Source organism: Protofrankia sp. Cas3 (assembly GCF_963555955.1).
In the GTDB taxonomy this organism is placed as follows: domain Bacteria; phylum Actinomycetota; class Actinomycetes; order Frankiales; family Frankiaceae; genus Protofrankia.
Genome location: NZ_CAUVXP010000006.1, coordinates 34342 through 59973, shown reverse-complemented (window position 1 = coordinate 59973; position 25632 = coordinate 34342). Strand labels below are relative to the sequence as shown.

Annotated in this window: 21 protein-coding genes; 13 read left to right on the top strand and 8 right to left on the bottom strand. The window is 67.7% G+C overall.

What is annotated here, in order from left to right:
* Positions 1 to 11 precede the first annotated feature (11 nt).
* Positions 12 to 434: a roadblock/LC7 domain-containing protein gene (locus U9983_RS02485; protein WP_255720431.1), complete on the bottom strand. Its 423-nt coding sequence runs from the start codon at positions 432 to 434 to the stop codon at positions 12 to 14.
* On the bottom strand, positions 431 to 4327 hold the full coding sequence (locus U9983_RS02480; RefSeq protein WP_322752460.1) for a nitrate- and nitrite sensing domain-containing protein: 3897 nt from the start codon (positions 4325 to 4327) through the stop codon (positions 431 to 433). The genes U9983_RS02485 and U9983_RS02480 overlap by 4 nt, the downstream gene beginning before the upstream one ends.
* A 548-nt stretch (positions 4328 to 4875) precedes the next feature.
* Between U9983_RS02480 and guaA the strand changes: the two genes are divergently transcribed.
* On the top strand, positions 4876 to 6417 hold the full coding sequence (gene guaA / locus U9983_RS02475; RefSeq protein ID WP_416211252.1) for a glutamine-hydrolyzing GMP synthase: 1542 nt from the start codon (positions 4876 to 4878) through the stop codon (positions 6415 to 6417).
* Positions 6418 to 6469: 52 nt separating this feature from the next.
* On the opposite strand, the gene U9983_RS02470 is transcribed toward guaA, so the two are convergent.
* Complete coding sequence (locus tag U9983_RS02470; protein ID WP_322752458.1) at positions 6470 to 7576, bottom strand: threonine/serine dehydratase; 1107 nt, start codon at positions 7574 to 7576, stop codon at positions 6470 to 6472.
* Between the two features lie 399 nt (positions 7577 to 7975).
* On the opposite strand from U9983_RS02470, the gene pcrA reads away from it, so the two are divergent.
* Entirely contained in the window at positions 7976 to 10408 is a 2433-nt protein-coding gene (pcrA, locus tag U9983_RS02465) for a DNA helicase PcrA (RefSeq protein ID WP_322752457.1), read from the top strand.
* 42 nt (positions 10409 to 10450) lie between these two features.
* Here the strand turns inward: pcrA and U9983_RS02460 are convergent, their stop codons facing one another.
* On the bottom strand, positions 10451 to 11203 hold the full coding sequence (locus U9983_RS02460) for a M23 family metallopeptidase (protein ID WP_322752456.1): 753 nt from the start codon (positions 11201 to 11203) through the stop codon (positions 10451 to 10453).
* Between the two features lie 323 nt (positions 11204 to 11526).
* Positions 11527 to 12408: an esterase/lipase family protein gene (locus U9983_RS02455; protein WP_322752455.1), complete on the bottom strand. Its 882-nt coding sequence runs from the start codon at positions 12406 to 12408 to the stop codon at positions 11527 to 11529.
* A 586-nt stretch (positions 12409 to 12994) separates the two neighbouring features.
* On the opposite strand from U9983_RS02455, the gene U9983_RS02450 reads away from it, so the two are divergent.
* From U9983_RS02450 to U9983_RS02430, 5 genes are all read left to right on the top strand, one after another.
* Entirely contained in the window at positions 12995 to 13411 is a 417-nt protein-coding gene (locus U9983_RS02450; protein ID WP_322747211.1) for a cobalamin B12-binding domain-containing protein, read from the top strand.
* Between the two features lie 561 nt (positions 13412 to 13972).
* Positions 13973 to 15139 carry an ADP-forming succinate--CoA ligase subunit beta gene (gene sucC, locus U9983_RS02445; protein ID WP_322747212.1) on the top strand — a complete coding sequence of 389 codons (1167 nt, stop codon included), beginning with the start codon at positions 13973 to 13975 and terminating at the stop codon, positions 15137 to 15139.
* A 24-nt stretch (positions 15140 to 15163) separates the two neighbouring features.
* Positions 15164 to 16039 (top strand): succinate--CoA ligase subunit alpha, encoded by an 876-nt coding sequence (gene sucD / locus U9983_RS02440; protein ID WP_322747213.1) that lies wholly within the window; start codon positions 15164 to 15166, stop codon positions 16037 to 16039.
* Positions 16040 to 16174: 135 nt separating this feature from the next.
* Positions 16175 to 16876 carry a hypothetical protein gene (locus U9983_RS02435; RefSeq protein WP_322752454.1) on the top strand — a complete coding sequence of 234 codons (702 nt, stop codon included), beginning with the start codon at positions 16175 to 16177 and terminating at the stop codon, positions 16874 to 16876.
* Between the two features lie 103 nt (positions 16877 to 16979).
* Entirely contained in the window at positions 16980 to 18419 is a 1440-nt protein-coding gene (locus tag U9983_RS02430; RefSeq protein WP_322752453.1) for a DUF6350 family protein, read from the top strand.
* On the opposite strand, the gene U9983_RS02425 is transcribed toward U9983_RS02430, so the two are convergent.
* Positions 18326 to 18748 (bottom strand): DUF4190 domain-containing protein, encoded by a 423-nt coding sequence (locus U9983_RS02425; protein WP_322752452.1) that lies wholly within the window; start codon positions 18746 to 18748, stop codon positions 18326 to 18328. The genes U9983_RS02430 and U9983_RS02425 overlap by 94 nt on opposite strands.
* 166 nt (positions 18749 to 18914) lie before the next feature.
* Here U9983_RS02425 and U9983_RS02420 point away from each other — a divergent pair, with 166 nt between their 5' ends.
* The 3 genes from U9983_RS02420 to purH all read left to right on the top strand — a co-directional run bounded on the left by U9983_RS02420 (position 18915) and on the right by purH (position 21780).
* Complete coding sequence (locus tag U9983_RS02420) at positions 18915 to 19487, top strand: helix-turn-helix transcriptional regulator (protein ID WP_322752451.1); 573 nt, start codon at positions 18915 to 18917, stop codon at positions 19485 to 19487.
* Between the two features lie 104 nt (positions 19488 to 19591).
* The gene (gene purN, locus U9983_RS02415; RefSeq protein ID WP_322747218.1) at positions 19592 to 20167 is read left to right on the top strand and encodes a phosphoribosylglycinamide formyltransferase; all 576 of its coding nucleotides are present in this window, start codon (positions 19592 to 19594) and stop codon (positions 20165 to 20167) included.
* Entirely contained in the window at positions 20164 to 21780 is a 1617-nt protein-coding gene (purH, locus tag U9983_RS02410; protein ID WP_322752450.1) for a bifunctional phosphoribosylaminoimidazolecarboxamide formyltransferase/IMP cyclohydrolase, read from the top strand. Before purN ends, purH begins: the two co-directional genes overlap by 4 nt.
* Positions 21781 to 21953: 173 nt before the next feature.
* Here the strand turns inward: purH and U9983_RS02405 are convergent, their stop codons facing one another.
* Complete coding sequence (locus U9983_RS02405) at positions 21954 to 22268, bottom strand: hypothetical protein (protein WP_322747220.1); 315 nt, start codon at positions 22266 to 22268, stop codon at positions 21954 to 21956.
* Between the two features lie 375 nt (positions 22269 to 22643).
* Here U9983_RS02405 and U9983_RS02400 point away from each other — a divergent pair, with 375 nt between their 5' ends.
* From U9983_RS02400 to mdh, 3 genes are all read left to right on the top strand, one after another.
* The gene (locus U9983_RS02400) at positions 22644 to 22811 is read left to right on the top strand and encodes a hypothetical protein (RefSeq protein WP_322747221.1); all 168 of its coding nucleotides are present in this window, start codon (positions 22644 to 22646) and stop codon (positions 22809 to 22811) included.
* On the top strand, positions 22808 to 23113 hold the full coding sequence (locus U9983_RS02395) for a DUF3017 domain-containing protein (protein WP_322747222.1): 306 nt from the start codon (positions 22808 to 22810) through the stop codon (positions 23111 to 23113). The genes U9983_RS02400 and U9983_RS02395 overlap by 4 nt, the downstream gene beginning before the upstream one ends.
* A gap of 182 nt (positions 23114 to 23295) precedes the next feature.
* Positions 23296 to 24228 (top strand): malate dehydrogenase, encoded by a 933-nt coding sequence (gene mdh / locus U9983_RS02390; protein WP_322747223.1) that lies wholly within the window; start codon positions 23296 to 23298, stop codon positions 24226 to 24228.
* Between the two features lie 104 nt (positions 24229 to 24332).
* Here the strand turns inward: mdh and U9983_RS02385 are convergent, their stop codons facing one another.
* Positions 24333 to 25595 (bottom strand): geranylgeranyl reductase family protein, encoded by a 1263-nt coding sequence (locus U9983_RS02385; protein WP_322752449.1) that lies wholly within the window; start codon positions 25593 to 25595, stop codon positions 24333 to 24335.
* Positions 25596 to 25632: the final 37 nt, after the last annotated feature.

Here is a 25632-nt window from a genome sequence, read left to right as displayed (position 1 = left end):
CTCCCGCCGGTTCACCGCGGAAGGATCCCCTGCAGCTCGGCCCTTAGCGCCGGCGTCAGAACGTCCATGGCCCGGGTTACCAGCAGTGCCATCTCATACCCCACAAGTCCGATGTCGCACGATGGCGCCGCAAGGACCGCCATGCTCGCTCCGTCGCTGATAGCCATGATGAACAGAAAGCCGTGCTCCATTTCGACGACCGTCTGCGTCACGTTGCCCGCTTCGAAGACGCGAGCGGCACCCTGGGTCAGGCTCACCAGACCCGAGGCGACGGCTGCCAACTGGTCCGCACGGTCGCGCGGGAATCCGTCCGATACGGCCAGGAGCAGACCATCCGCGGAGACCACCACTGTATGCGCGACACCGGGTACTCTCTCAACAAAGTTGTTGATCAACCAGTTGAGGTTCTGTGCGTCTGAGCTCATGGGCGTCACATGTCCTCCTGGGTGTCCCGACGATGGGTGGGGGCGGCGTCGTTGATGACGTCGCGCCCTTGCCGAACACCTTGGTAGAAGCTGGCAAGCCGGCCACCGACTGCTTCGGGAGACCGGATGGGTGCCTCCGGTGGGCGACGTCGTGGTCCGGGTTCGGCGCTGCCCGGTACGAGGTTGGTCATCGGGACCCGCAACGGCAGACCAGCGCGAGTCGTCCCGCCGGGAGTGGGTTGGCGGGTCGCCTCGGCAGCCTGCCAACCGGCGTCACCGGCGGAGGACCATGACATTGCGTCCGCGCCGGCGGAGGCCGTCGTGGCATTGCCGGTACTGACACCGGCACCGGCAGCCACCGGGCTCGACATCGGTCCCGGCGAGTAGGCCGGGGGACCAGCCATACTGGCACCCGCGCGCGCCGGTAGGTCAGGGGCCGGTATGTCCTGGCCGCTGGCTGGTGCCGGAATGTGGCCCGGGGGTGGGAAGGACGACGCCGGAGCGGGACGGGTGCTGTCGCCGCCGGCAATCATGGCACCGCGTCCGCCGGGACGGCCCGATGACTCCGGCGGGCGTGAGTCGCCACGCTGGATCGCGGGACCACGGTGGATCGTCGGCCCTGGCCGGCGCAGCGGGGACTGCGGCGCGGCACGCCGGGTCGGGAGCGGCGGTGCGGGGGAGCGTCGTTGGAACCAGGCCGAGACCGAGTCGAAGATCGGAGTTGTGTCGGCGTCGTCCGCCTCCCGCTCCGGCTCCTGCTCGGGCTCCTCTGACTCGTTCATCCAGACGTTGGACGGATCGTCCAACGGGTCGTGACTCCGGCCTGGGCCGAGATCGTCAGACGGATCGCTGTTCACGGGCAGGGCACCGTGCGAGCGATCGGTGCCGTATGCATCGGATGCCGAGGCAGTCCGGTCGAAAACGGGCTCGGGACCCGTCGTCGGGGTGGCCCATGCAGTGTCCGGGACGGCGCGAGCCCCGAGTCCCGACGTCTCGAGGTCGGGACCCATGCCGATCGGTCCGGTGTTGAACGGCTCGACCTCGATCGGGCCGGTTCCGATCGGGCCGGTTCCGATCGGGCCGGTGTTGATCGGGCCGGTGTTGAACGGTTCGGCGTTGAACGGTTCGAGCCCGATCGGGCCGGTACCGCCGGGGCCGGTGCTTGTTGGTCCGGTATCGGACGGGCTCGGCCATCGTGGCGCGCCCGGCCCGCGGGGGATCTCATAGTTGTTGCTGGCCGGTCCGGCCGCGAATGGGGAGTCGACGCCCGGCCGGTTTCCGGTGGTGACATCGTGCGGACCAGTACCGCCGAACCGGCCGCCCGGCTCCAGTTCCGCAGGCCCGAAGCTGCCGGGCCTGGCGGCGAACCTGTCGCCTCCCTGCGGCCTGAACGCGCCGTCGGTCGGTGCGCCGTCGGTCCCGGTACGGCGTCCCCAGCTCTGGTCGCCGCGGGCTGTGTTCATGTTCGGCGTCGCCGAGGGCGGAACGGAGGTGAATCCCGGTGGCGCCTCGGCAGGTCCCGGGCCGCTGCCGTGCAAGGGGCCGCTGCCGTGCAACGGGCCGCTGCCGTGCAACGGGCCGCTGCCGTTCAGGGGGCCGCTGCCGTTCAGGGGGGCGTGCCCGTTGAAGTGCGAACCACCGTTGGAGAATGCGCCACCGTTGGACGGCGTGGCCCCGTTCGTCATGGAGCTGCTGTTGGCTGTGGAGCTGCCGTTGGTGCTGGAGTTACCGGCCGCCATTGCGTTGCCGTTGGCTATGGCGGCGGGAAAGCCGCTGTCGAGTGCCGGTCGGTTGCCAGCCGATGTACGGCCGCCGCCGACGCTGGCTGTGGGCCGCGCAGGGGCGGTTGACGACGCGTCACCGGCGACAACCTTGGCTGGTAGCCGTACCACGGCGGTTATGCCGCCGGACGTCGATTCCCGTAGCTGGACCCGAATGCCATGTCGGGTGGCCAGCCGACCTACCGCGAACAGACCCATCGTCCGGGATACGGACACGTCGACGACCGGTGGATTGGCCAAGCGGTCGTTGATGCGTTCGAGATCCTTGGCCGGCATGCCGATGCCGCGGTCCTCGATTTCGATCATTGCTCCCGCGCCGGGGCCGAGCGAGTGGCTGGTGACCAGCACCTCTGTTGCCGGTGGCGAGAACGAGGTCGCGTTTTCCAGCAGCTCGGCGATGAGGTGCACGACGTCGCTCACCGCGTGTCCGGCGATCGAGACTGGAGCCGCAGCCGACTGCTTCACCCTCGTGTACTGCTCGACCTCGGAGATGGCGGCGAGGACGACCTCGTTGAGCGGGACGGGGTGGGTCCATCGGCGGGCGGTGTCGGTGCCGGCGAGGACCAGCAGGCTTTCGTTGTTCCGGCGCATACGGGTGGCGAGGTGGTCGAGCTTGAACAGGTTGGACAACTGGTCGGGGTCCTGCTCCCGGTTCTCCAGATCGTCGATCAGCCGCAGCTGCCGTTCGACCAGGCCCTGGCTTCGTCGGGACAGGTTGACGAACATCGCGTTGACGTTGTTCCGCAGAACCGCCTGTTCGGAGGCGAGACGAATGGCTTCCCGGTGTACCTCGTCGAACGCACGGGCGACTTCACCGATTTCCTCCTCGGTGTCGATACCGACCGGCTGGATGTCGGGGTCGATGTCCTGTTCGGTGGAGTCGCGCAGGCGGCGGACGGCCTCGGGTAGGCGGTGTCCCGCGATGTCGAGGGCAGCCGCACGCAATCCGAGCAGCGGACGCACCAGGGAGCGGGCCACGACCATTGCCGCGAGGAGTGCGGTGGCCAAGATGAGAACGATGAGCAGGCCGGACACCAGCGCCTTGCGCTGAATAGTCGAACGAAGTGTTTGGCCTCGGTTGTCGGTGTCGTTGAGGAGCGAGGTGGTGACTTTGCGGTTGAGGTCCATCGTCTGCTGGGTTGACCGCAGCCATTTTTGGGCGTCCATATCGGGGGTTTGCCCGATTCGTCCCGTAAGGACGGTCTGCGCGTCATCGCTGGCCTGGGACACGTCCTGACCGGCGACGGTTGTGCGGTACAGCTCGCTTTGCGGGCGGGTGGCCGTGCCCTCGAAGCGAGAAATCTGGCTCTCTCGCTCGGTGCCGAACCCGACGAACGTGCGATAGTCGCTGCTGTCGAACTGCTGTTTCTGTAGAACGCCGTAGATCAGCGCCTGTTGGGCAGCCAGGAGCTCTCCGGAGCGCACAATCGCGTCGGTGGCTACCACGTCCGCGAGCAGCGCCCCGTCGTCCTGACCCTGTGGAATGAGTGCGACCAGGTTGACAAGACTGTTGATCATGGCCGTATAGGCCACCTCGACGGAGTTTGGCGAGACGATGGTCAGCGCTGTCGCGCGCACATTCTCTCGTCGGGAAAGCCGGTTGGCTGCTGATGCGATTGCCGCCCGGGTCTGGTCGCTGAAGGCGTTCTGGCGTCCCCTGGTGGCGTCATCGTAGTCTCTGGCCGCCTGGTCGACCCGTGTCTGTGCCGCTTTGACCGCATCGAGGGAACGCTGTTGTCCCGAGCTCGCGACATATCCGACCGTGTAGGTACGTTCCCGCTCCAACTCGAACACGAGGGTGGTGGCGCCGCGAGCGATCTGGATCATGTCCCGGACCCGGTTGATCTCCCGCGTGCTGCTAAGGACGGTATTGGCACCCAGGGAGGCGTTGACCAGGATGGCGATCATTGGGACGGCGAGAATCGCGATCAGTTTGGTCCGGACCCGCCAGTTCGACGGAGTGGCAAGGTTCGCCGCTATCCGCCGTAGGCCGCCGGGTCCCGGCAGCGCAATGGCGGCCGCGTCGACGCGATGCCCGCCACCGTCGGCGGGTTCCTCCGGCGTCACCTGGGATGCCGTGGGCGCGTCGACGCCCTTGCTGGCTATCGGTTGTCTGCGCACGTACCTTCGCAACCTCTCCGCCAGCCTCCCGGAACACGTCGTACCAGGATGGCTCGGTATCGGGTCCGGATGTCCCTCGACTGGCACCTTAGCGGTACGGACAGGCGGCCCGAAAGACGCCTACCCTAGGTTAGCCGCCCAAAGAAGATCCGATCATGGTTCTTTCGGCGCCGCCGGAGACCGGGGAACTGTTGTCCAGTTCCGACTCGATGCGGCCGACGCCCTTCTCGCCGAACCTATGGGTGGCCGGGCGGACACGGCTTGATGGCACTGATGAATGCCGGGATCGTGACGATCGCTCAGGCTACTCGGACGATGGTTCCCCGTCGTCGCGGTACCACAGTCGTGTCACAGTCCGTGGCACGCCTGTGACACCTGCGGCTGCCCTGGGCGGTGTCCCGTGCCGCCGGCCGTGGGAAAAGAGCCATGATCGCCCGGCTTTCGGTCTGCCGGCTTCGTAGGCTGGCGCCGTGAACACCGCAGCCCCGCAGCCCGCCGGACGTTCGACCGGTACCGATTCGGGATCCCATTCCGTCCACGACCGGGTTCTGGTCGTGGACTTCGGTGCCCAGTATGCTCAGCTCATCGCCAGGCGGGTCCGCGAGTGCCACGTGTATTCGGAGATCGTGCGGTGGGACCTTCCGGTCGAAGAGATCGTTGCCCGGCGTCCCGCCGCGGTCATTCTGTCGGGCGGGCCGAAGTCGGTGTACTCTCCGGGTGCCCTGGAGGTTGATCCGGCCCTGTTTCGTGCCGGCATCCCCGTGCTGGGCATCTGCTACGGCCATCAGGTGATGGCGCATGCGTTGGCTGGGACCGTCGCGCGCACGGGTACGGCGGAGTACGGCGCGACCCGGCTCGCGGTCGCGGCACCGGGCGTCCTGTTCGCGGATCTGCCGGCCGCCCAGCAGGTGTGGATGTCCCACGGTGACTCGGTGACGGCTGCGCCGCCGGGTTTCGTGGTGACCGCGGCCACCCGGTCGACCCCGGTCGCGGCTTTCGAGAACACCGAGCGGCGGCTGTTCGGCGTCCAGTTTCACCCGGAGGTCGTGCATACCGACTGGGGCCTGGACATCCTGCGGCACTTCCTGTTCGCCGGTGCCGGGTGCCGACCGAACTGGACCATGCTCAACATCGCGGACGAGGCGGTGGCGGCGGTGCGCGCCCAGGTCGGTGCTGCCCGGGTGATCTGCGGACTGTCCGGCGGGGTGGATTCGGCGGTGGCGGCGGCCGTCGTGCACCGGGCGGTAGGCGATCAGTTGACCTGCGTGTTCGTCGATCACGGGTTGTTGCGGGCGGGCGAGGCTGAACAGGTGGAGACCGACTTCGTCGCCTCGACCGGGGTCGAGCTGGTCCATGTGAAGGCAGCCGACCGGTTTGCCGCCGCGCTTGCCGGTGTCACCGACCCCGAACGCAAGCGCAAGATCATTGGTCGGGAGTTCATCCGGGTCTTCGAGGGCGCGGCCCGCGAGCTTGAGGCGCGGGCCGAGATCGAGGGAGCTCAGATCGAGTTTCTCGTACAGGGGACCTTGTACCCGGATGTCATCGAGTCCGGCTCACCGACCGCAGCGAAGATCAAGTCGCACCACAATGTGGGTGGGCTTCCCGACGATCTGCGCTTCAACCTCGTGGAGCCGTTGCGCATGCTGTTCAAGGATGAGGTCCGTCGGCTCGGCGAGGAGCTCGGGCTGCCCGAAGAAATCGTCTGGCGACAGCCCTTCCCCGGGCCGGGCCTTGCTGTCCGGATCATCGGTGAGGTCACCCTGGAGCGCTTGGAGGCGCTGCGGGCCGCGGATGCGATCGTGCGCGCGGAGATCCATCGTGCCGGGCTGGACCGTGAGATCTGGCAGGTGTTCGCGGTGCTGCTGGCTGATGTCCGTTCGGTGGGGGTGCAGGGGGACGAGCGCACCTACGGGCACCCGGTGGTCCTGCGTGCGGTCACCAGCGAGGACGCGATGACCGCCGACTGGGCTCGGTTGCCCTACGAACTGCTCGAACGCATCTCCAACCGGGTGGTCAACGAGGTCGCCCAGGTGAACCGGGTGGTGTACGACATCACCTCGAAGCCTCCCGGCACCATCGAGTGGGAGTAGCGCTCCGAGCGCGGTGTGTCCGGGTTCAGCCGGTGCGGCCGGTTCAGCTCGTTCAGGCTGCGGGCGTCTGCAGGGACTCGGCTGCCAGAGTCCGCACGCGGGTGGCGGTCACCTGGTCGATGTTTCCACCGGAGAGGACCACCGCGGTCGGGCCCTGCGCGAGGCCCGGATGACGTAGCAGCGCCGCAACCCCGGCGGCGCCGGCGGGCTCGACCAGTTGGCCATCGGCACGGGCAAGCAGCACCATCGCCTCCCAGAACGCCTCCTCGTCCACCGTGACCATGTCATCCACCAGATTCGAGGCGAGAGCCAGGGTCAGCGTGCCCGGACTCTTCACAGCCATGCCGTCCGCGACTGTCGTCGCCGGTACCCGCAGCCGCTGCCCGCAGCGCCAGGAGCGGGCGAATGCCGGAGCGCCCGCCGCCTGGACACCGATCACCCGCACATCGGCCCGGCGCCGGCGCAGTGCCGTGGCGATGCCCGCGATCAGCCCGCCGCCGCCGACGCTGACCAGAACCGTACGCAGCCCGGGTAGCTGCTCGATCAGCTCGAGCCCGATCGTGCCCTGACCGGCGATTACCAACGGGTCGTCGAAGGGGTGTACGAGCAGGCCACCGAGGTCGTGCGCAGCCGCCTCCGCGGCAAGCAGAGCGGCGTCGACGCCACCGGAAACGAGCTCGACGTGAGCGCCGAATCGCCGGGTTCGCGCAATCTTGGTCGTATTCGCCTCCGCCGGAACGAAGATTGTCGCGGGGACATCGAAGCGGGCCGCCGCGTAGGCCACGCCCTGGGCGTGGTTCCCAGCGCTGGCCGCGACCACGCCACGGGCGCGCACGTCAGGGTCGGCAAGGGCGATCCGGGTGAAGGCGCCACGCACCTTGAACGAGGCGGTGCGCTGTTCGTTCTCGCACTTGAACCAGACCGGCATGCCGGTCAGCCGGGACAGGTGCGTACCGCGCACTACCCGGGTGCGTCGGGCGACCCCGGCCAGGACCGCCGCGGCCCGGTCGACATCGATGTCGGCGGGATCGACGCGGGCCCGGTCGACGGCCGACCAGCCGGCGTGCTGGTCGGCTACGGGCGGGCCGGGTCTTGACGGGGCGTCGGTATCGGCATCGTCGGTGGTGGTCGGGGCCTGGGTGACGGCTGGTCGGCTCATCGCTGCTCTCCCGATGGCTCGGCGGCCACCTTCCGCAGTGGCCGCGGCAACAAAAAAGCCCCCCGCCGGAACGGCAGGAGGGCAAGGCGCGCGGACCCGAAGTGCTGGATTCGTCAGACGGGCTCGCACGCCTCAAAAATGATCATAAGATGCTGCGCCACCTTCCTAGAATGCTCGCGCATGCCGATGGTCGTCAAACCGACCAGCCGTGATCGTCCTGATCCCGGCGGCCGGCCACCTGCTCGCGCGGTTGATCGATTCCGGTATCGTCCGGGCGTCGGATCGGACCGGACGCCGATCCGCACTACGCCCTGTCGTGAGGCCGGCCGGCGCCTCGTAGGGTGTCGAGTGTGCATCGTTGCCAGAACTGTCGGACGTCGAACGTATGATCGATTCACTATGAGTACCCTATTCGGTGGTCCGTACGCCGACTTCGACCATGCTGGTTCCGCTGCTGGTTCCGATGCTGGTTCGGATGCCGGCGCCGATGCCGGCTTTGACCCGGGTGGGCCGGGGGGTCGCCCGGCCGCGCACCTCGATCCCGATCTTCTGCTGGAGGGCCTGAACCCGCAGCAGCGGGCCGCGGTCGTCCATGCCGGTTCGCCGTTGCTCGTGGTGGCGGGCGCGGGGTCGGGCAAGACGCGGGTGCTCACGAACCGGATCGCCTACCTGCTGGCCGCACGCGGGGTCCGCGCCGGTGAGATTCTTGCGATCACGTTCACCAACAAGGCCGCGAACGAGATGAAGGAGCGGGTCACCGCCCTGGTCGGCGCTCGGACGCGGGCGATGTGGGTCAGTACCTTTCATTCGGCCTGCGTGCGCATTCTGCGGTCGGAAGCAACGCGTCTCGGGTTCACCAGCAGCTTCTCGATCTATGATGCGGCGGATGCGCAGCGGTTGATGGCGTTGGTCGCCCGCGACCTGGACCTCGATCCCAAGAGGTATCCGCCCCGCGCGCTCGCCGCCGGGATCAGCAATCTCAAGAACGAGCTGGTCGACTGGGAGACCGCCCGGGACAGGGCGGCCAATCATCTTGAGCGGGCCACTGCCGAGGCCTACGGCAGCTACCAGCGCCGGCTTGCCGAGGCGAACGCGTTCGACTTCGACGATCTGATCATGACCGTCGTGAACCTGCTGCAGGCTTTCCCGGACGTCGCCGAGCACTACCGGCGCCGGTTCCGGCACGTCCTCATAGACGAGTACCAGGACACCAACCATGCTCAGTACGTGCTCGTGCGGGAGCTGGTCGGGCGTGCGTCCCCCCGGACCGTGGACGGCGAGCTGGTCCGTCCGGACGCCGACGATCATGGTGTGGAGCCGGCCGAGTTGTGCGTGGTGGGTGACGCCGATCAGTCGATCTACGCTTTCCGGGGCGCGAACATCCGCAACATCGTCGAGTTCGAGCAGGACTACCCCGAGGCGACCGTGGTCCTGCTGGAGCAGAATTACCGCTCCACACAGACGATCCTGTCGGCGGCCAACGCGGTGATCGCCCGTAACGGGCAGCGGAAGCCCAAACGGCTGTGGTCGGACGCCGGCGACGGCGAGAAGATCGTCGGTTACGTCTCGGACAGTGAGCATGACGAGGCCGCGTTCGTAGCCGCCGAGGTTGATCGGCTCACCGACGCGGCAACAGCCAGGCCGGGTGACGTCGCCGTCTTCTACCGCACCAACGCCCAGAGCCGTGTCTTTGAAGAACTGTTCATGCGGGTCGGGCTGCCCTACCGGGTGGTCGGTGGGGTGCGTTTCTACGAACGGCGGGAGGTCCGGGATCTCCTCGCCTATCTGCGGGTGGTGGCCAATCCGGCGGACACGGTGAACCTGCGACGCATCATCAACGTACCCAAGCGGGGCATCGGTGACCGCGCCGAGACAACGCTGGCCACCTTTGCCGAACAGCAGCGGATTCCGTTCGCCGACGCCCTGAGCCGGGCGGCGGAGGTCCCAGGCCTGACCACCCGCTCCGCAACCGCGGTCGGTGGTTTCGTGGATCTTCTTTCCGAACTTCGGGCGGTCGTGGCTGCCGGTCCGGTCGCGGTGCTGGAGGCGGCCCTGGAACGAACCGGGTACCTCGCCGAACTGACTACTCAGGACACCATCGAGGCTGAGGGCCGGGTGGAGAACCTCCAGGAACTCCTCAGCGTGGCCCGGGAGTTCACCGAACGCTTCCCGCAGGGTTCGCTCGCCGACTTTCTTGCGCAGGTCTCCCTGGTGGCCGATGTCGACCAGATACCCGATCCGGCGGAAGGCGGAACCGGGGCCGTCACGTTGATGACCCTGCACAGCGCCAAGGGACTGGAGTTCCCGGTGGTGTTCCTGACCGGGTTGGAGGACGGGATGTTCCCGCACATCCGCACGCTGGGCAACCCGACCGAGCTGGAGGAGGAACGTCGCCTCGCCTATGTCGGCATCACCCGAGCCCGGGCGATGCTGTATCTGACGCGGGCGCACGTTCGCAGCGCCTGGGGCCAGCCGGCGTACAACCCGCCGTCGCGTTTTCTCGACGAGGTGCCGACGGAGCTGGTCAACTGGCAGGGCAGCACCCGGCCGCCGTCGACGGTGGCCGCGCCGCGGGCGTCGGTGTGGGGCTCGGCATCCGCCGGGTCGTCGACGGCGAAGGCCGGTGGCCTGCCCGGACGCCGTCCGGCGCCGGTTCCACGCCCGATGCCCGATCTTGCCACGGGTGACCGGGTCAACCACGACACGTTTGGCATGGGTCAGGTCGTCGCGATGGCGGGGTCCGGTGACAATCTCGAGGCAAGCATCGACTTCGGAGACGGAACGGGGACCAAGCGGCTGCTCCTGCGCTACGCCCCTGTTGAAAAGCTCTGAGGGTCGGCGGTGGCCATCATGGGCGTCGCTGGAATCTGTCGCTCAATAGGTCACGCCGTGTTCGGCGAGCCAGGCCAGCGGATCGATCTTGATGCCGTCCTGTCCATTGAGCCGGACCTCGAAGTGCAGGTGTGGGCCGGTGGAGTGGCCGGTTGAACCTTCCAGGCCGATCTGCTGGCCGGTGGTGACGACCTGGCCGACCCGAACGTCGATGCGTGACAGGTGGCCGTAGCAGGTTACGATCTTGTTCTCGTGCAGGATCTGTACGAAGTTGCCGTAGCCGGACTCCCATCCCGCATAGATGACCGTGCCACCATGGGCGGCGACAATCCGGGTGCCAAGGGCGGCGCCGAGATCAATTCCTGGGTGGCCGTTGGCGCCGCCGAACCGCTGGGTGAGGTAGGCCTCGATAGGGCGCACCCAACCCAGCGTCTCGTCCTGCTTGCGCGTGGTCTGCTCGGCGGCATTTCGCCGTTGCACGAGCAGGATGGACAACTGGGCCAGCGCCTCGTCGCGGTCGACTCGGTCCGTCTCCGCCCGGCGTTGCATGGCTGCGCCGTCGCTGTCAACCTGGCCTACGAGGGCCGGGTCGCTTAGGTCGTCGGTCCCGGTCGGGCCGGCGGCCGACCCCGCAGAAACCGTCCCGGCGATCCCGAGCTGGGCGACGGCTGGCGGTTCGGAGTGCGCGATGCCGGTTGTGTTGACCATGGCGATGCCCAGGGTGGACACGACGGCCGAGGCAACGCCGGTGCGGCGTAGCTGCGCCAGTGACGCCGCCCGCCGGCCGAGGCCCAACGGGATCCCACGCCTTGCAGGCGTGCCGTGGCCGCGGTGCCGTGCGGAGCCGTGGGCAGGGGGTTGCGACAACCCGGACTCACGCTCCTGTTGGTCGACAAGGCTCCTGCCGCGGCACCACGCGGCAGAAGGGGGGATCCCGCAAACCGATTACGACGCTACACCGGCCAAACCGGACTTTGCCGCCACCCCCGACCAGGCAGGCGTTGCAGTGGTAGGTGTAATGTGGGTCTTTTTCATCGCAGTCGTGGGCGTCGCAATTTGATCATGTCGGATGGGTTCCGGCCCCGATCCCTGATCCACGCCCTGGTTGCCGGGCGCTTTTACAGCGCTTCGGTCCGTGCCGCCGCCTCAGGAAGATTCCTTTTTTGGCCGTCCTGGCCGGCGGCGGGATGTTCCGCGGCATCGTCGAGATGGGCCAGCATGGTCGCAATCTGATGGACGACGTCGAGGTTGAACGGGAGCGAATGATGGCCGACGCCGGGAAGGCGAACATTGCGGACGCTGAGGTCCGGATGGTGAAGAAGGGCTGACTCGGTTGGGCGGATCACCGTGTCCAGATCGCCGGAAAACGCCAGGAAACGCGTTTGGCAACCCGGAGCTGGTTCGGCCAGTTCCCGGATCACATCCGAATCGGGGCGTAGCTGACGCAGCAGGGTGTACGGCACCATCGGGGGGACCACCCGAGCAAGACGGGTGCCTTCGTGCGGAGTTCCCAGCGTCACGAGCGTGTGGACGTGTATGTCGCCGCCCAGTTTCTGGACGTAGTAGCGTGCAACGAGGCCGCCGAGTGAGTGGGCGACGATGTGTATGCGCCCACACCCGGTCTGTTCGCACATTGTTTCGACTATCGTGGCAAGCCGGCTGGCCGCTGTCGGTATGTCCGAGGTGAACAGAGGCAGGTTCACCGTTGCGACGTGTCCGAAGCCGCGTCGGCGCAGCGATCGGTGCAGCCGGGTGAAGATGGACCTGTTGTCGATCAGGCCGTGTACCAGCAGGATCGGCGTGCTCGCAGCCTCGATGTCGCCGACGAGAAGGCCGCGTCGCAGCGGTGAGAGCCCTTCGAGGGTGTAGCGGTCGGCGGGTTCACGCAGTTTTTCCGAGAGGACCCCGACCGGATAGAAGGCGACATGGGTTGCCAGCCAGGTGGCTTCCACGACCATCCCGCGAACCGTGGCGGGCACGTCGAGCAGCCCACGCGTCACTTTCGAGCCGTGGCGAGCCGTGGTTGTGCCGAAGGATCTGGCGATCCTGGCTACCGCGATGTCGGTCCGGCCCAGTTGACGTTTTCCGATTACCCGTCTCCCGTCCGTGCGTGGATAGCCGTCGGAAGAACCGGCCAACCGGAACAGTGTGATCATTGGTGGTTGGCGGATCGCGAAAAGATCTGCTGACCACACTCCTCGTGACCCCTCGTGCCGCCGGACGCATTGTGGATCACTAGGACGTCCACTGTGACCGAGAGTACAAACGGACGTGATGGCTGTCGACTGTTTCTCCGCCAGACGTGACCGGATGACCGGGCCGGCCCCGATAACCGTGCCGGCCCCGATCACCGGGTTGACCTCGCAGGCCGTGCTGCTCGTAGGCCGTGCTCGCGGTGCGGGTCGGGCTCCTGGTGCGGGCCGTGGCGGTCAGACCGGCAACAGCGTGCTTGTCCGGGCGTGCGCCGCTAGGGTCTGTCTCCCGGATGTTGATGGGTGCATACGGCGATCCAGCCGGCGAGCCGGCCGGGCGTCGCTCTAAGCACCCTGTCACGGAAGTCGATGTCACGGATCGCAAGGAGGCGGCGTGAGCGGAAACGGTGAGCGGATCCGGGTAGTGGTTGCCAAGCCGGGTCTCGACGGCCATGATCGTGGTGCCAAGGTGATCGCGCGTGCGTTGCGGGATGCGGGTATGGAGGTCATCTACACCGGCTTGCATCAGACGCCCGAACAGATCGTGGAGACCGCCATTCAGGAGGACGCCGACTGCATTGGGCTCTCGGTGCTCTCAGGCGCACATATGACCCTGTTTGCGCGGCTGATGGAGCTGCTGCGGGAACGTGGCGCCACCGACATCGTGGTGACCGGTGGCGGAATCATCCCGGATGCGGACATTCCCGAGCTGAAGGCGCTCGGGGTCGCCGAGATATTCACGCCGGGGGCGACGACGGGTCAAATCGTCGACTGGATCCGTTCGCGAGTGGCAGCGGTTCACGCACTCTGACCGATCCGGATTGCAGCCGGGCTCTGGCCACCTTTCTGCGAGCCGGCCGTGTGTGCCGGCCGGATGAAACCCGGCCCCGGTCGGGATGGCGGGGCACGCGCCCGCCGTGCGCTCCCAGCTGTGATCTTCAGTGTGATCTGACTGGACGGAGGTGGCAGCGCCTTCGCCGTAGTATCGGGACCGGTGGCTTTGGGACCGGTGGCACCGGGCCCGTGTCCGGTCGGTGCATCCGCGGGTGGGGGCATCCGCGGGTGGGGGCATCCGCGGGTGGGGGCAGCGGCGGCGCCACGTCCGTTACCGGGATGGTCCGGGGCAAAATTTGCGATCGTCCCGATCGGGGACGCGCGTTCGGTGTGATCGCGGTGTCGGCTGCCACAAAGTGCGGCGCCCGACGGCCGGTGCGGGTGATGATGGTGCTGTCCCGGACATACGTGACTGTCCGTCGCGGCAGCCAGCGCGGCTGCCGCGACGGACACGTCAGTAGGCTTGGGACGGTTCTCGTCTCTGTGAACCTTCAACGTTCGATCCTGACCACCGATCTCGTATCCGACTGGACGGACTGTGGATCTCTTCGAATATCAGGCGAAGAAGTTGTTCGCCGATCACGGCGTCCCCGTGCCATCCGGCAAGGTCGCCACCACCCCCGACGAGGCACGCGCCATCGCCACCGATCTTGGTGGGCGGGTCGTCGTCAAAGCGCAGGTCAAGGCCGGCGGCCGGGGTAAGGCCGGCGGAGTGAAGGTCGCTGACGGGCCGGCAGACGCCACCACCAAGGCCGCCGCCATCCTCGGGATGGACATCAAGGGTCATACTGTCCACTCGGTACTGGTGGAGCAGGCGAGCGACATCGCCGAGGAGTACTACGCCTCCTTCCTGCTCGACCGGGCGAATCGGACCTTCCTCGCCATGTGCTCCCGCGAGGGTGGGATGGAGATCGAGGAAGTTGCCGCGACCAAGCCTGACGCGCTTGCCCGCATCCCGATCGATCCGCTGACCGGGGTAGATGCGACCGTCGCCCGCCAGATCGCGGTCGCGGCGAAGCTGCCGCAGGCAGCTCTCGACGGCGCCACCGAACTCCTGGTGAAGCTGTGGGACGTCTTCGTCCGGTCCGACGCCACGCTGGTGGAGGTCAACCCGCTGATCCTGACCGCCGACGGCCGCGTGTTGGCCCTGGACGGCAAGGTCAGTCTGGACGAGAACGCGTCCTTCCGGCACCCGGACCACGCCGACTTCGTCGATGTCGCGGCGGTGGACCCCCTTGAGCAGCGGGCCAAGGAGAAGAACCTCAACTACGTCAAGCTGTCCGGCCAGGTCGGGATCATCGGTAACGGTGCCGGCCTGGTCATGTCCACCCTGGACGTCGTGACCTACGCCGGTGAGGAGTTCGGTGGCCAGCGGCCCGCCAACTTCCTCGACATCGGCGGCGGCGCGTCCGCGCAGGTGATGGCGGACGGTTTGTCGATCATTCTCTCCGACCCCGCGGTCAAGAGCGTTTTCGTGAACATCTTCGGTGGGATCACCGCCTGCGACGCGGTCGCGAACGGTATCGTGCAGGCCCTCGAGATCGTCGGCGACGTCACCACGCCGCTGGTCGTGAGGCTGGACGGCAACAACGCGGACGAGGGCCGGCGCATCCTCACCGAGGCGAACCTCGACGTGGTCAGGCCGGTGGACACCATGGACGGTGCGGCGAAGCTCGCCGCCCAGCTCGCCGCGGCTGCGGCCTGAGCGGACGGGAAGAGGCTTCCGACAATGGCAATCTGGCTGGACGAGACGTCCAAGATCCTGGTTCAGGGCATCACCGGCTCCGAAGGACGCAAGCACACCGCCCGGATGCTGCGGGCGGGGTCGTTGATCGTCGGTGGTACCAACCCCAAGAAGGCGGGCACCGAGGTCGAGGGTGTCCCGGTTTTCGCGACCGTGGCCGAGACGATCGAGAAGACCGGTGCGGACGTCTCCGTGGTCTACGTCCCGCCGGCGGGGACCAAGGCCGCCGTGATCGAGGCGATCGACGCGGGCATCCCGCTCGTCGTGGTCATCACCGAAGGCGTTCCGGTGCATGACACCACCGACTTCTGGGCGTACGCGCAGTCCAAGGGCAACACGACCCGGATCATCGGTCCGAACTGTCCGGGCATCATCAGTCCGGGCAAGTCGAACGCCGGCATCATCCCGGCGGACATCACCCCGCCTGGTCGCATCGGTCTGGTCAGCAAGAGCGGTACGTTGACCTACCAGATGATGTACGAGCTGCGGGACTTCGGCTTCTCCACCGCCGTCGGTATCGGTGGTGACCCCGTCATCGGCACCACCCACATCGACGCACTCGACGCGTTCCAGGCCGACGACGACACCGACGCGATCGTGATGATCGGTGAGATCGGTGGTGACGCCGAGGAACGCGCCGCCGCGTATATCGAGGCCCATATCACCAAACCGGTCGTCGGGTACGTCGCGGGTTTCACCGCGCCGGAGGGCAAGACGATGGGGCACGCAGGGGCTATTGTGTCCGGATCGTCCGGTACGGCTCAGGCCAAGAAGGAAGCTCTGGAGAAGGCGGGCGTGCGGGTGGGCAAGACTCCTTCGGAGACTGCCCGTCTGATGGCTGACGTCATGCGTTCGTTCTGAAACCCCGTAACCGGGTGTGGTCTGTCGCGTCGGCGGCGGGCCCACCCGGTTACGTCGTTCGCGCTCTAAGAGTAGCGTTCTGGGGTGCAACGGCTAACGTGGTGGGGATAGGTCCATCAGGTCACCGTTGATCGCATGAAGTGGGGTCATTCCGTGCCACGTCTCGCCGGTCGTGACGTACCTAATAACGATCTTGGCGTTCTCATCGCCGGTGCCGTCCTGTTCGTCGCCTCGTTATTCGACTGGTTCTCGGTCGGCAGGTTCGGGGAGAACGCGTGGGGAGTGGGGTTCTTCGCCTACGGTGGCGTGGAGCTCGGGCTGCTCGTGACCGGTCTGGTAGTGGTGCGGACCTTCACCCGCGTTCAGCTGCCGGCCGTGGGTGCCGACTGGGTTCTGATCATCGCAGGGCTCGCGGGGCTCGGCACGATCATGATCATGCTCAAGATGCTGCTCGGTATTGAGAACCTCAACCGTGCCGCGGGGTTGTGGCTCGGGCTCATAGCGTCCATGGCGATCACGGTCTGCGCGGTTCTCAGCGTTCTCGCGAGCGGGTACACCCTGCCAGGGCAGGGCTCTCGCGGTCGCCCTCAGTTTCCCCCCGGCCCCGGCGCTCGGTACGACGCCTCGGGTCGTCCGATACCCGGTGGGTATGGCGAGCCTGGTGCCTATGGGCAACCGCCGCACAGTGGGTACGGGCAACAGAGCCCGTACGGCCAGCCTCCGCAGGGTGGTTATGCGCAGTCGCCGTACGGCCAGCCGCCGCAGGGCGAATCGCCATATGGTCAGCCGCCGCAGGGCGATTTCGGACAGCCGCCCTACGGACAGCGGGACCAGTAGCGCCGGTCGCCAAGCGCCGGTTGCAGAGACTGTTTCAGATTCGCGGACGTTGTTACGGCGTGTTGGGCGGCGGACTGCGTCGTTTGCGTGCGAGCGTCGAAAGATGGCCAGTTCGTTCCCGCGCGGCCAATCCCGGTCGCCGGGTGTCCGTCTGCGTGCCGCGTCCCGTCGTGTCACCTCTCCGCGGACGGCACTGCTCCGGACCGGCATGCTCCGGACCGGCGCCAGCCGGGTCCTTACGGCGGTCCGAGCGGCTCGTGGCGATCTTGTGACGGCGGCCACGCCGCCGATCGCTGGCCTCGCCCTGACCGAGATCGTGGTCGTCCTGTTCTGGGTATCGGACCAGCGGACGCGGGCAGGGAGCGGCGCGGCGTTGCGGGTGGCAGCCGACGTGTGGCTGATGGCCCATGGCACACGGCTTGCGACGCCCGACGGTGATCTTTTTCTGGTGCCGTTCGGCCTTGCTCTGCTGCCGATCGCGCTGACCGCGCTAGCTGGGCACAGACTTGTCCGAGGCCGGTCGCCATCCGGGGAGGTACCCCGGTGGCGCGATGTCCTGGCCGCCACCAGAGGCCGCGGTGCCCGGCTGGCGACACCGCGTCGGTCGTCGGTCGGCCGGCCCGTGGCCATGGTGGTCGCGTTTTACGCGATCTTTGCCCTCTTGACCGCCCTCGCCGCGGATGACTCCGCCGCGCATCCGTCGATACCGTCGGCGCTCCTGGGCGCCCTTGCGATGAGTCTGACCGGTGCGTGGGCAGGTGCCCTTGTCGCCACCTGTGACCAGTGGCGCCCAGGCGTGACAGCGAGGGTTCCCGCGGTAGTGCGCACGACGCTCAGCGCGGCCGGCGCCGCCGTCGGTGTGATCATCGCGGCGGGTGCGATGATCACCGTCGGCGTCCTCGCCGTGAACATCCTGAAGATTGCTGGCAGTGCGCAGCGTCTGGCTCCTGGCCAGGTCGGAGGTACCGGCGTGCTCCTCATCCACGTAGCCCTGCTGCCCAATGTCGTCGTGTGGGCGGCCGCCTACGCGTTGGGACCCGGCTTCGCCACGGGCGTGCACGGGTTCGTCCGGCCCTTCGGAGTTCACCTCAGCGCCGTTCCAGAACTGCCCATGTTCGCCGGCCTGCCGACGACCGGGGCGTCCATCCCGGTCTGGCTCGCGTTCGTGCTGGCACCCGTCACCGCCGGCTGCATTGCCGCCCGGATGGTGCGACGGGACGGCGGAGCGCGCCCGCTACCGGTATGCCTGGCGCGGGTCAGCCTGGCATCGGTGCTGTGTGGGATCGCCATGGCGGGGCTCGCGGCGGCCTCCGGCGGGTCGCTCGGTACGGGCGAGCTGGCTTCGTTCGGCCCGCCGGGAATCCAGGTCGGTCTCGCCGCAACGGCCGAGGTGGGCCTGGCGGCGGTGCTTGCGACCTGCACAGAGGCTGCTGTTCGTGGCCGGGTCTCTCACCGGCTGGAGCCGGACGAACCTCCGATCACGTCGTTGAAGCGTTGCCGGCAGACGGCCGGGTCCTGGTTCGGGTCCTTCCGACAGTCCTGATAACGGCGCAGGTCGTCGCCGTGTTGTTCGTAGAAGGTCCAGCTGCCGCCGACAAGCAGCAGTGCGATGAGGGCGGACAGCACGCCCAAGGCCAATCCGGCTGTTGCAATGCCGCCGCCTACACCGTGCATCCGCCGTGCGCGGGAACGACCGAGAACGCCGAGGATCACAGCGGCGATTCCGGCCAGACCGCCGATTCCGATCCAGCAGGTCGCGACGCCGAGCAGGCCGAAAGCCAGGGACAGCCGGCCAAGACTGTTGTGTGACCCACCCGAACGATCACCGTTGGTGTGCGGATCGTCGGCCGATCTCGAGGCGCCGCTGGTCATGGCGCCTGCCGCGGGTCTTCCGGCATCACCATGGCAGGTCCTCCCAGTCGCGACAACAGACATCATAAGGGGTTGCGGCGTGCACCCGACCAGGGTCTGTGGCATCAGGAAATGTCCGACCTCTTCGCTATTGTACGAACATCAGTTCGACTACGGGGAGGTCGCCATGGCTGTCAGTGTCGCCGGGCTGCGGGCCGAGTCGGGGCGCCTGCGGGCACTCGGCTGGTCCTATCGAGGCATCGCCCTGGAGTGGCAGCGTCGCTATCACCTCAATGCGCGGGTCGCCTTCCGGTTCGCACACGGCTGGACGCAGGAGGAGGCGGCCCGCCGGTGGAACGTGCGGTGGTCCGGAGAGGGCCCGCCGAAGACGGGAAAATCCTTTTCCTACTGGGAGGTCTGGCCTGGCCGCGGTGGGCGGGCACCGTCGACCCGGACGCTCACGCGGCTCGCCGAGCTGTACCTCTGCCGACCCGGTGACCTTCTTGACGGGGAGGACTTCGGCCGGCGCGACGCGGGTAGCGACGACCTCTCGGGTCAGCCGGGTTGTGCGGCCGTTTCCATGGGTGTCAGCGGTGATCGCCACGACTGCGGGAGTCGTCGTGGGGGCGGGCCGTGTGTTGAGCACGAAGCCGACGCGGGCGGCTGCGTTGACCGGGCCGAGCCGGGCCCGGATGCGCTGGCGCCGGTCATTCCCGCACCCCGCGCGGGCGGCTGCGCAGCCGCCGAAGCCGTCCGGTGACCAGGCACTTGGTGGATGCGCGCAGGCCGGCCGACGTCAGTACAGTCAGAACGGTCATGCGTCCACCGGCGAGCCGCCGCCTACCCGTCGTACCGGAGAGTTCCGTGCCCGCACGACTGGTTGTTCTCGCCTCCGGGGTGGGTACCACCCTGCAGGCCGTGCTGGACGCATGTAAAGATCCATCTTTTGGTGCCGAAGTCGTTGCTGTGGGCACCGACCGGTACGGCACCGGAGCGCAGGAGCGGGCGGCCGCAGCTGGTGTTGCCTGGTTCGTCGTTCGCCTGGAGGACGCCGTGGACAGGGAGGCCTTCAACGCGGCCACCGCGAAGAAGATCGCCGTGTACGCTCCCGATCTGTTGGTACTCGCCGGCTACATGAAGATCCTGGACAGGCAGGTCATTGCGCGGTTTCGGACGGTGAACACCCATCCGTCTCTCTTGCCCGCGTTTCCGGGGGCGCACGCCGTAGCCGACGCGCTTGCGCACGGGGTGAAGGTCAGCGGAGTGACGGTGCACTGGGTTGACGAGGGCGTCGATACCGGGCCGATTCTTGCGCAGGCGGCGGTGGCGTTGGCGGAGTCCGATACGGAAGAAACTCTGCGTGCACGCATCCAGGCGGTGGAACGCGTTCTGTACGTGGAGACGATCGGCCGGATCGTCCGGTCGGAGGAGGGGACATGACGTCCGCACAGAGTCAGCAGACCTCCGCTGTCGGCGAGCTGGTCGCCACCGGCCGCCGTCCCATCCACCGTGCGCTGGTCAGCGTCTACGACAAGGCCGGCCTGCCGGAACTCGTGGCCGCGTTCACCGACGCCGGTGTGGAGGTCATCTCCACCGGGTCCACTGCGCAGGTGCTCGCCCGCCACGGTCTGGCCGTGACGCCGGTGAGCACTCTCACCGGTTTCCCCGAGGTGCTCGGCGGCCGGGTGAAGACCCTGCATCCACGGGTGCACGCCGGCCTGCTCGCGGATCTACGCAATGTGGAGCACGCCAAGGCGCTCGCGGAACTCGACATCGAGCCTTTCGACCTCGTCGTGTCGAACCTCTATCCCTTCCGGGAGACGGTCGCCGGCGGCGCGTCCGAGGACGAGGCGGTCGAACAGATCGACATCGGCGGGCCGGCGATGATTCGGGCCGCGGCGAAGAACCATCCGTCCGTGGCCGTTGTCGTCTCGCCGGCGGATTACCCGGAGCTCATCGCCGCGATCCGGGCCGGTGGCTTCGAGCTCGATGCGCGGCGTCGCCTTGCCGCGCGCGCCTTCGCGCACACCGCCGCATATGACGTCGCGGTTGCGTCGTGGTTCGCCGGTGTCCTCGCGCCTGATGAGATCGCACGCGAGTCGGGCTGGCCGGAAACGGTCGCCGCGGTATGGCGACGGGAGGAGGTCCTGCGCTACGGCGAGAACCCCCACCAGCGGGCGGCGTTGTACGTGGCGGATGACGGCGCTCCCGGGCTCGCGGGTGCCCGCCAACTGCACGGCAAGCCGATGTCGTTCAATAATTATACTGATGCCGAGGCGGCCCGGCGCGCTGCGAGCGACTTCCACGAGCCATGCGTGGCCATTGTCAAGCACGCGAATCCCTGCGGCCTGGCGATCGGCGGTGATGTCGCCGAGGCTCATCGCAAGGCGCACGCATGTGATCCCGTGTCGGCCTTCGGCGGGGTCATCGCGACAAACCGACCGGTCAGCGTCGCCTTGGCTGAGCAGATCGCGGAGATATTCACCGAGGTCGTCGTGGCACCCGGCTATGCCGACGGCGCCGCGGAGATCCTGTCCGGTAAGCCCTCGATCCGCCTGCTGGAATGCCCGCTGTCGTCGGATCCGCACGGTGTTGAGATGCGTCAGATCTCCGGCGGGTTGCTGGTGCAGTCCCGTGACGTGCTGGACGCGGCTGGTGACGACCCTGCCGGTTGGACGCTGGAAGCGGGCGCGCCCGCCGACGAGGCAACCATAGATGATCTTGCATTTGCGTGGAAGGCTGTCCGTTCAGTCAAGTCGAACGCGATTCTGATAGCCCTGGGCGGTGCAACGATCGGCGTGGGAATGGGACAGGTGAATCGAGTGGATGCCGCGATGCTCGCGGTAGCCCGCGGCGGTGAGCGGGTGACGGGCGCCGTGGCTGCAAGCGATGCGTACTTCCCTTTCCCGGACGGGCTGCAGGTGCTCGTCGACGCCGGCATCCGCGCGGTTGTCGAACCGGGTGGATCCGTGCGTGACGAACAGGTGATAGCCACTGCGCGGGAAGCGGGGATTACGCTCTACTTCACCGGCGTCCGCCACTTCGCGCACTGACGGCATTGTGCATGCTGACAGCATTGTGCATCCTGGCGGCATTCCGCCCGTCACCGGAAACGGCGCCCGAAACTGACGAAGCCCGACCACACCGCGGTAATCGGTTCGGGGTGCCTGTGTTCGTCGTTGGTGCCGTTCGGCCCATCGGTGTCCGGCCGAACGGCACCAACGTTTCACGAGATGGAGGTGCCGGTGGACTCCACCGCCGCCACCGCTCCTCGTCGCGCGCTTGCTGTGGTGCCGTTTGATGACGCCGGGATGGAGCCTCCGGGTGCGTCGTCGTTGGGTACATAACGCTGCGCAACCCAGTCCAGCGCCTCCCGCCAGCTGGCGCCATACAGGACCGAGATCCTGTCTGCCGTCTGCCGCGCGAGAGCCTGGACGAACACCCGGTCATCGCTGTCGAGATGTCGGGCATCTCCGAAGGTCTCCCAAGCCCGGAACATCAGTTCCTGCAGTTTCTTGCTGTGTGGCGTTTCGTCTGCCACGACCCACTCCCTCCCACTCCGGGGACTCGCGGCGGAATTCTGCCCTAGTCGGGCACGACGCCTGCACTCGGGGGGTAGTTACGGTTGTGAATCCGGTGCGGCGATCGTGACGATGCGGCCGTCCCGTGCGATTTACGCGGTGCGGGCAGACCGCTTTCGGGCCTGACCGGCAACTCTTTCCAGGTGCATCGCACCAGGTCAGGCGGACAGCTTGGGTCTGTTGTGCGTTCTGTGGAAGATCGATTCGGGATGTGGTCCCGCGCGGCCGTGCATGGATGGCGAACCGGCATGCCGCATGCGGGCTTCGTGTGGTCGTGTGGTGAGATGACCTACCTGTTCGACATATGATCGTCGGACGCCTCCAGGGGGAGGGACGTGCCCGAGCTGCTCGGAAGCAACTATGCGCTCGACACCTTGATCGTCTGGGGCGGTATGGGTTCGGACCTGCGTGGGGAACTCACGCGCAGGGGGACGTTCACCCCGGCCGACGCCTTGACGATGACCGCGGATGTCCTGCGCGGTGTCGCAGCGGCGCTGCCATGAACCTGCGGCACCGTCGGTCCGCGCCGCGATGGTGGTCGTGGCCGAGACGGGAGCCGGTCTTCGCCAGCGTGCTCGGTGTCGTCGGTGTCGCCCTCGTGGTCGTCGCCTCGAGCCACTGGCGGCGGGGCCTGGTCGGGCTCGGTGCGGCACTGCTTGCCGGCGCACTGGCGCGGCTGTTGCTGCCGACCCGGCGGGTCGGGTTACTCGTGGCGCGAGGAAGGGTGTTCGATGTCACCACGCTCGCACTGCTCGGAATAACAATCATTGTCGTGACGCTCGCGGTGCCGGCCGGGGGCTCGTGAGCAACGGCCCGGCCAGGCCCGCCGGGCAGCCTGCTCTGGCAGCCTGCTCTGGCAGCCTGCTCGGGCATCCAGGAGAGCGTAGTGTCACATACGATCTGAAGCCGACCCGTACGGATACCACCGCGGTGGGGACGGCGGAATACGTCGGCGCCATCATCGAGAAGTTGGGGAGCTGACAGCCGATGGCTGGGAAGGTGACTGTGGTCGGGGCCGGTTTCTATGGCTCAACGACCGCGCAGCGCCTCGCCGAGTACGACATTTTCGACACGGTCGTGCTGACGGACATCATCGAGGGCAAACCGCAGGGAATCGCCCTCGACCTGAACCAGTCGCGCCCGGTCGAGGGTTTCGAGACTACGGTGATTGGAACGAACGACTACGACGACACCGAGGGTTCGGACGTCGTGGTCATCACCGCCGGCCTGCCCCGCAAGCCCGGTATGAGCAGGATGGACCTCATCGAGGTCAACGCGAAGATTGTCCGGCAGGTGTCGGAGAACATCGCGAAATCGTCGCCTGACGCCGTCGTCGTGGTGGTTTCCAACCCGCTGGACGAGATGACCGCGCTCGCCGCCAACGTTCTCGGGTTCCCCCGGAGCCGGGTCATCGGTCAGGCCGGGATGCTCGACACCGCACGCTTCACCAATTTCGTCGCGGTGGAGCTGGGCGTACCGGTGAAGTCCGTACAGACCCTCACCCTGGGCTCGCACGGTGACACCATGGTGCCGGTGCCGTCCCAGTGCACGGTGGACGGCAAGCCGCTCACGGAGTTGCTGCCCGCCGACACGATCGATGAGCTGGTCACCCGGACCCGCAACGGCGGTGCCGAGGTGGTCGCGCTCCTCAAGACCGGGTCGGCCTATTATGCGCCGTCCGCAGCCGCCGCCCGGATGGTGAAGGCCGTGGCGCAGGACTCCGGCGCGGTCATGCCGGTATGCGCCTGGGTGAATGGCGAGTTCGGCATTTCCGGCGTCTATCTGGGTGTGCCCGCCCAGATAGGTCGCGGGGGCGTGAAGAAGGTCGTGGAAATAGACCTGTCCGCAGCGGAGAAGGCTGCGCTCGTCACCGCCGCGGAGGCCGTCCGAGTCAAGCAGGCGGATGTGGCAAGCCTGTAATCCTGCTGGGCTGTCTTGTCAGGAACCCTGTTGGGAATACCGTTGGGGACCGCCGGGATTCCTGCCGGATCGGTACAACCGATCCGGCAGGTCCGGCGGCTGCGCTATCCGGGCAGAGCCAGCTTTCGCAGAGCAAGGCGCGCTACGGAGGCGGTCGGGATGGTTCCCCGCCCAAGACCGATCTCGACCAGGTTGTCGTACAGTTCGGTGCGGTGGCGGGCTGCACGGACGGCTGAGTCCATGAGGGTTCGACGCCGGCCGGCAAGCCCGGCCAACAGGGTGGTGTGCCGCAGATGCCGGCCGAGTTCCCGATCAAGCGCTTTGCGATAGGCCGCGCCGGCTCGGGCCGGTGCAGCGGTCACAGCGGCCTCACCAGCCAGTGACCCGGACAGCAGCGCGTAGTAGATCCCCTCGCCGGTCAGCGGATTGATCAGTGATGCGGCATCCCCGGCGAGCAGGACCGGACCATCGGGCTGACGGGGTCGCCACGTCGACAGGGGCAGATGGTGGGCGCGCAGCGTCCCCGGATGCGCTGGTTGGTCGGGCAGCATCCGGGCCAGAGTGCCGTACAGGACCGTGCGACCCGCAGCGTCGCCGTGCAGCGCAGCGAGCTTCGATCGCAACATCCCGTAGCCGATGTTGGCGCGGCCGTCACCGATCGGAAATGACCAGGCATACGCCGGCCAGCCCTCGTCGGTCATCTCGATGAGCTGTTCGGGCGGGCCGCCGGTATGTGGCGCGTCTGCATACCCCCGGACCGCGATGGCCAGTGCCTCCGGCGGGTTCGGCCCGATGCCCAGGGCACGCCGGGTGGTCGAATTCGCACCGTCGGCGCCGACCACGACCCGCGCTCGCAGGTCACCGTTGACGACCACCACCGGCTCGTCCACGCTGCCGCCGGCTACGACGGACCGCGCGCGTCGGCGTAGCAGCACGGCGCCCCGGGCGCGGGCGGCGGAGATCAGCCGCGCGTCAAAGACCGTGCGGGGTACCACGTGGTTCGCCCGTCGGCACGGGGTGGCCACCTCCGCGCCGCCGGGGGTCCGCAGCCGCATCCGGTCCACCGGCAGGTAGCCGGCCACGGCATCGGACACGCCGAGGGCGCGCAGGACGTCCAGGCCGTGCGGGGCGATGCCGTCGCCGCACGCCTTGTCCCGGGGGAAGTCCGCGGCGTCCACCAGCACGACCCGGGCATCTGGACGAAGCTGCAGTGCACGTAGCGCCGCGGCGCAGCCCGCTGGTCCGGCACCGAGGATGAGGAGGTCCACGACCTCGGACAACCCGACCGGAGCGCACGGATCGGCGGCACTGGCGCTACCGGCCGCACGGGCCGCTGCCGACGGGACGCCGGGTTCGGGTGTGGTCATGGCATCGGGAGGTGTCGGTGTTGCCACATCCGCCCAG

What these genes read in the sequence shown, in the direction of transcription:
- U9983_RS02385 (WP_322752449.1), bottom strand. Translation starts at nt 25,595, where the DNA reads ATGACCACACCCGAACCCGGCGTCCCGTCGGCAGCGGCCCGTGCGGCC.
- U9983_RS02470 (WP_322752458.1), bottom strand. Translation starts at nt 7,576, where the DNA reads ATGAGCCGACCAGCCGTCACCCAGGCCCCGACCACCACCGACGATGCC.
- sucD (WP_322747213.1), top strand. Translation starts at nt 15,164, where the DNA reads ATGGCAATCTGGCTGGACGAGACGTCCAAGATCCTGGTTCAGGGCATC.
- U9983_RS02425 (WP_322752452.1), bottom strand. Translation starts at nt 18,748, where the DNA reads ATGACCAGCGGCGCCTCGAGATCGGCCGACGATCCGCACACCAACGGT.
- mdh (WP_322747223.1), top strand. Translation starts at nt 23,296, where the DNA reads ATGGCTGGGAAGGTGACTGTGGTCGGGGCCGGTTTCTATGGCTCAACG.
- pcrA (WP_322752457.1), top strand. Translation starts at nt 7,976, where the DNA reads ATGAGTACCCTATTCGGTGGTCCGTACGCCGACTTCGACCATGCTGGT.
- U9983_RS02420 (WP_322752451.1), top strand. Translation starts at nt 18,915, where the DNA reads ATGGCTGTCAGTGTCGCCGGGCTGCGGGCCGAGTCGGGGCGCCTGCGG.
- U9983_RS02395 (WP_322747222.1), top strand. Translation starts at nt 22,808, where the DNA reads ATGAACCTGCGGCACCGTCGGTCCGCGCCGCGATGGTGGTCGTGGCCG.
- U9983_RS02430 (WP_322752453.1), top strand. Translation starts at nt 16,980, where the DNA reads ATGGCCAGTTCGTTCCCGCGCGGCCAATCCCGGTCGCCGGGTGTCCGT.
- U9983_RS02435 (WP_322752454.1), top strand. Translation starts at nt 16,175, where the DNA reads ATGAAGTGGGGTCATTCCGTGCCACGTCTCGCCGGTCGTGACGTACCT.
- purH (WP_322752450.1), top strand. Translation starts at nt 20,164, where the DNA reads ATGACGTCCGCACAGAGTCAGCAGACCTCCGCTGTCGGCGAGCTGGTC.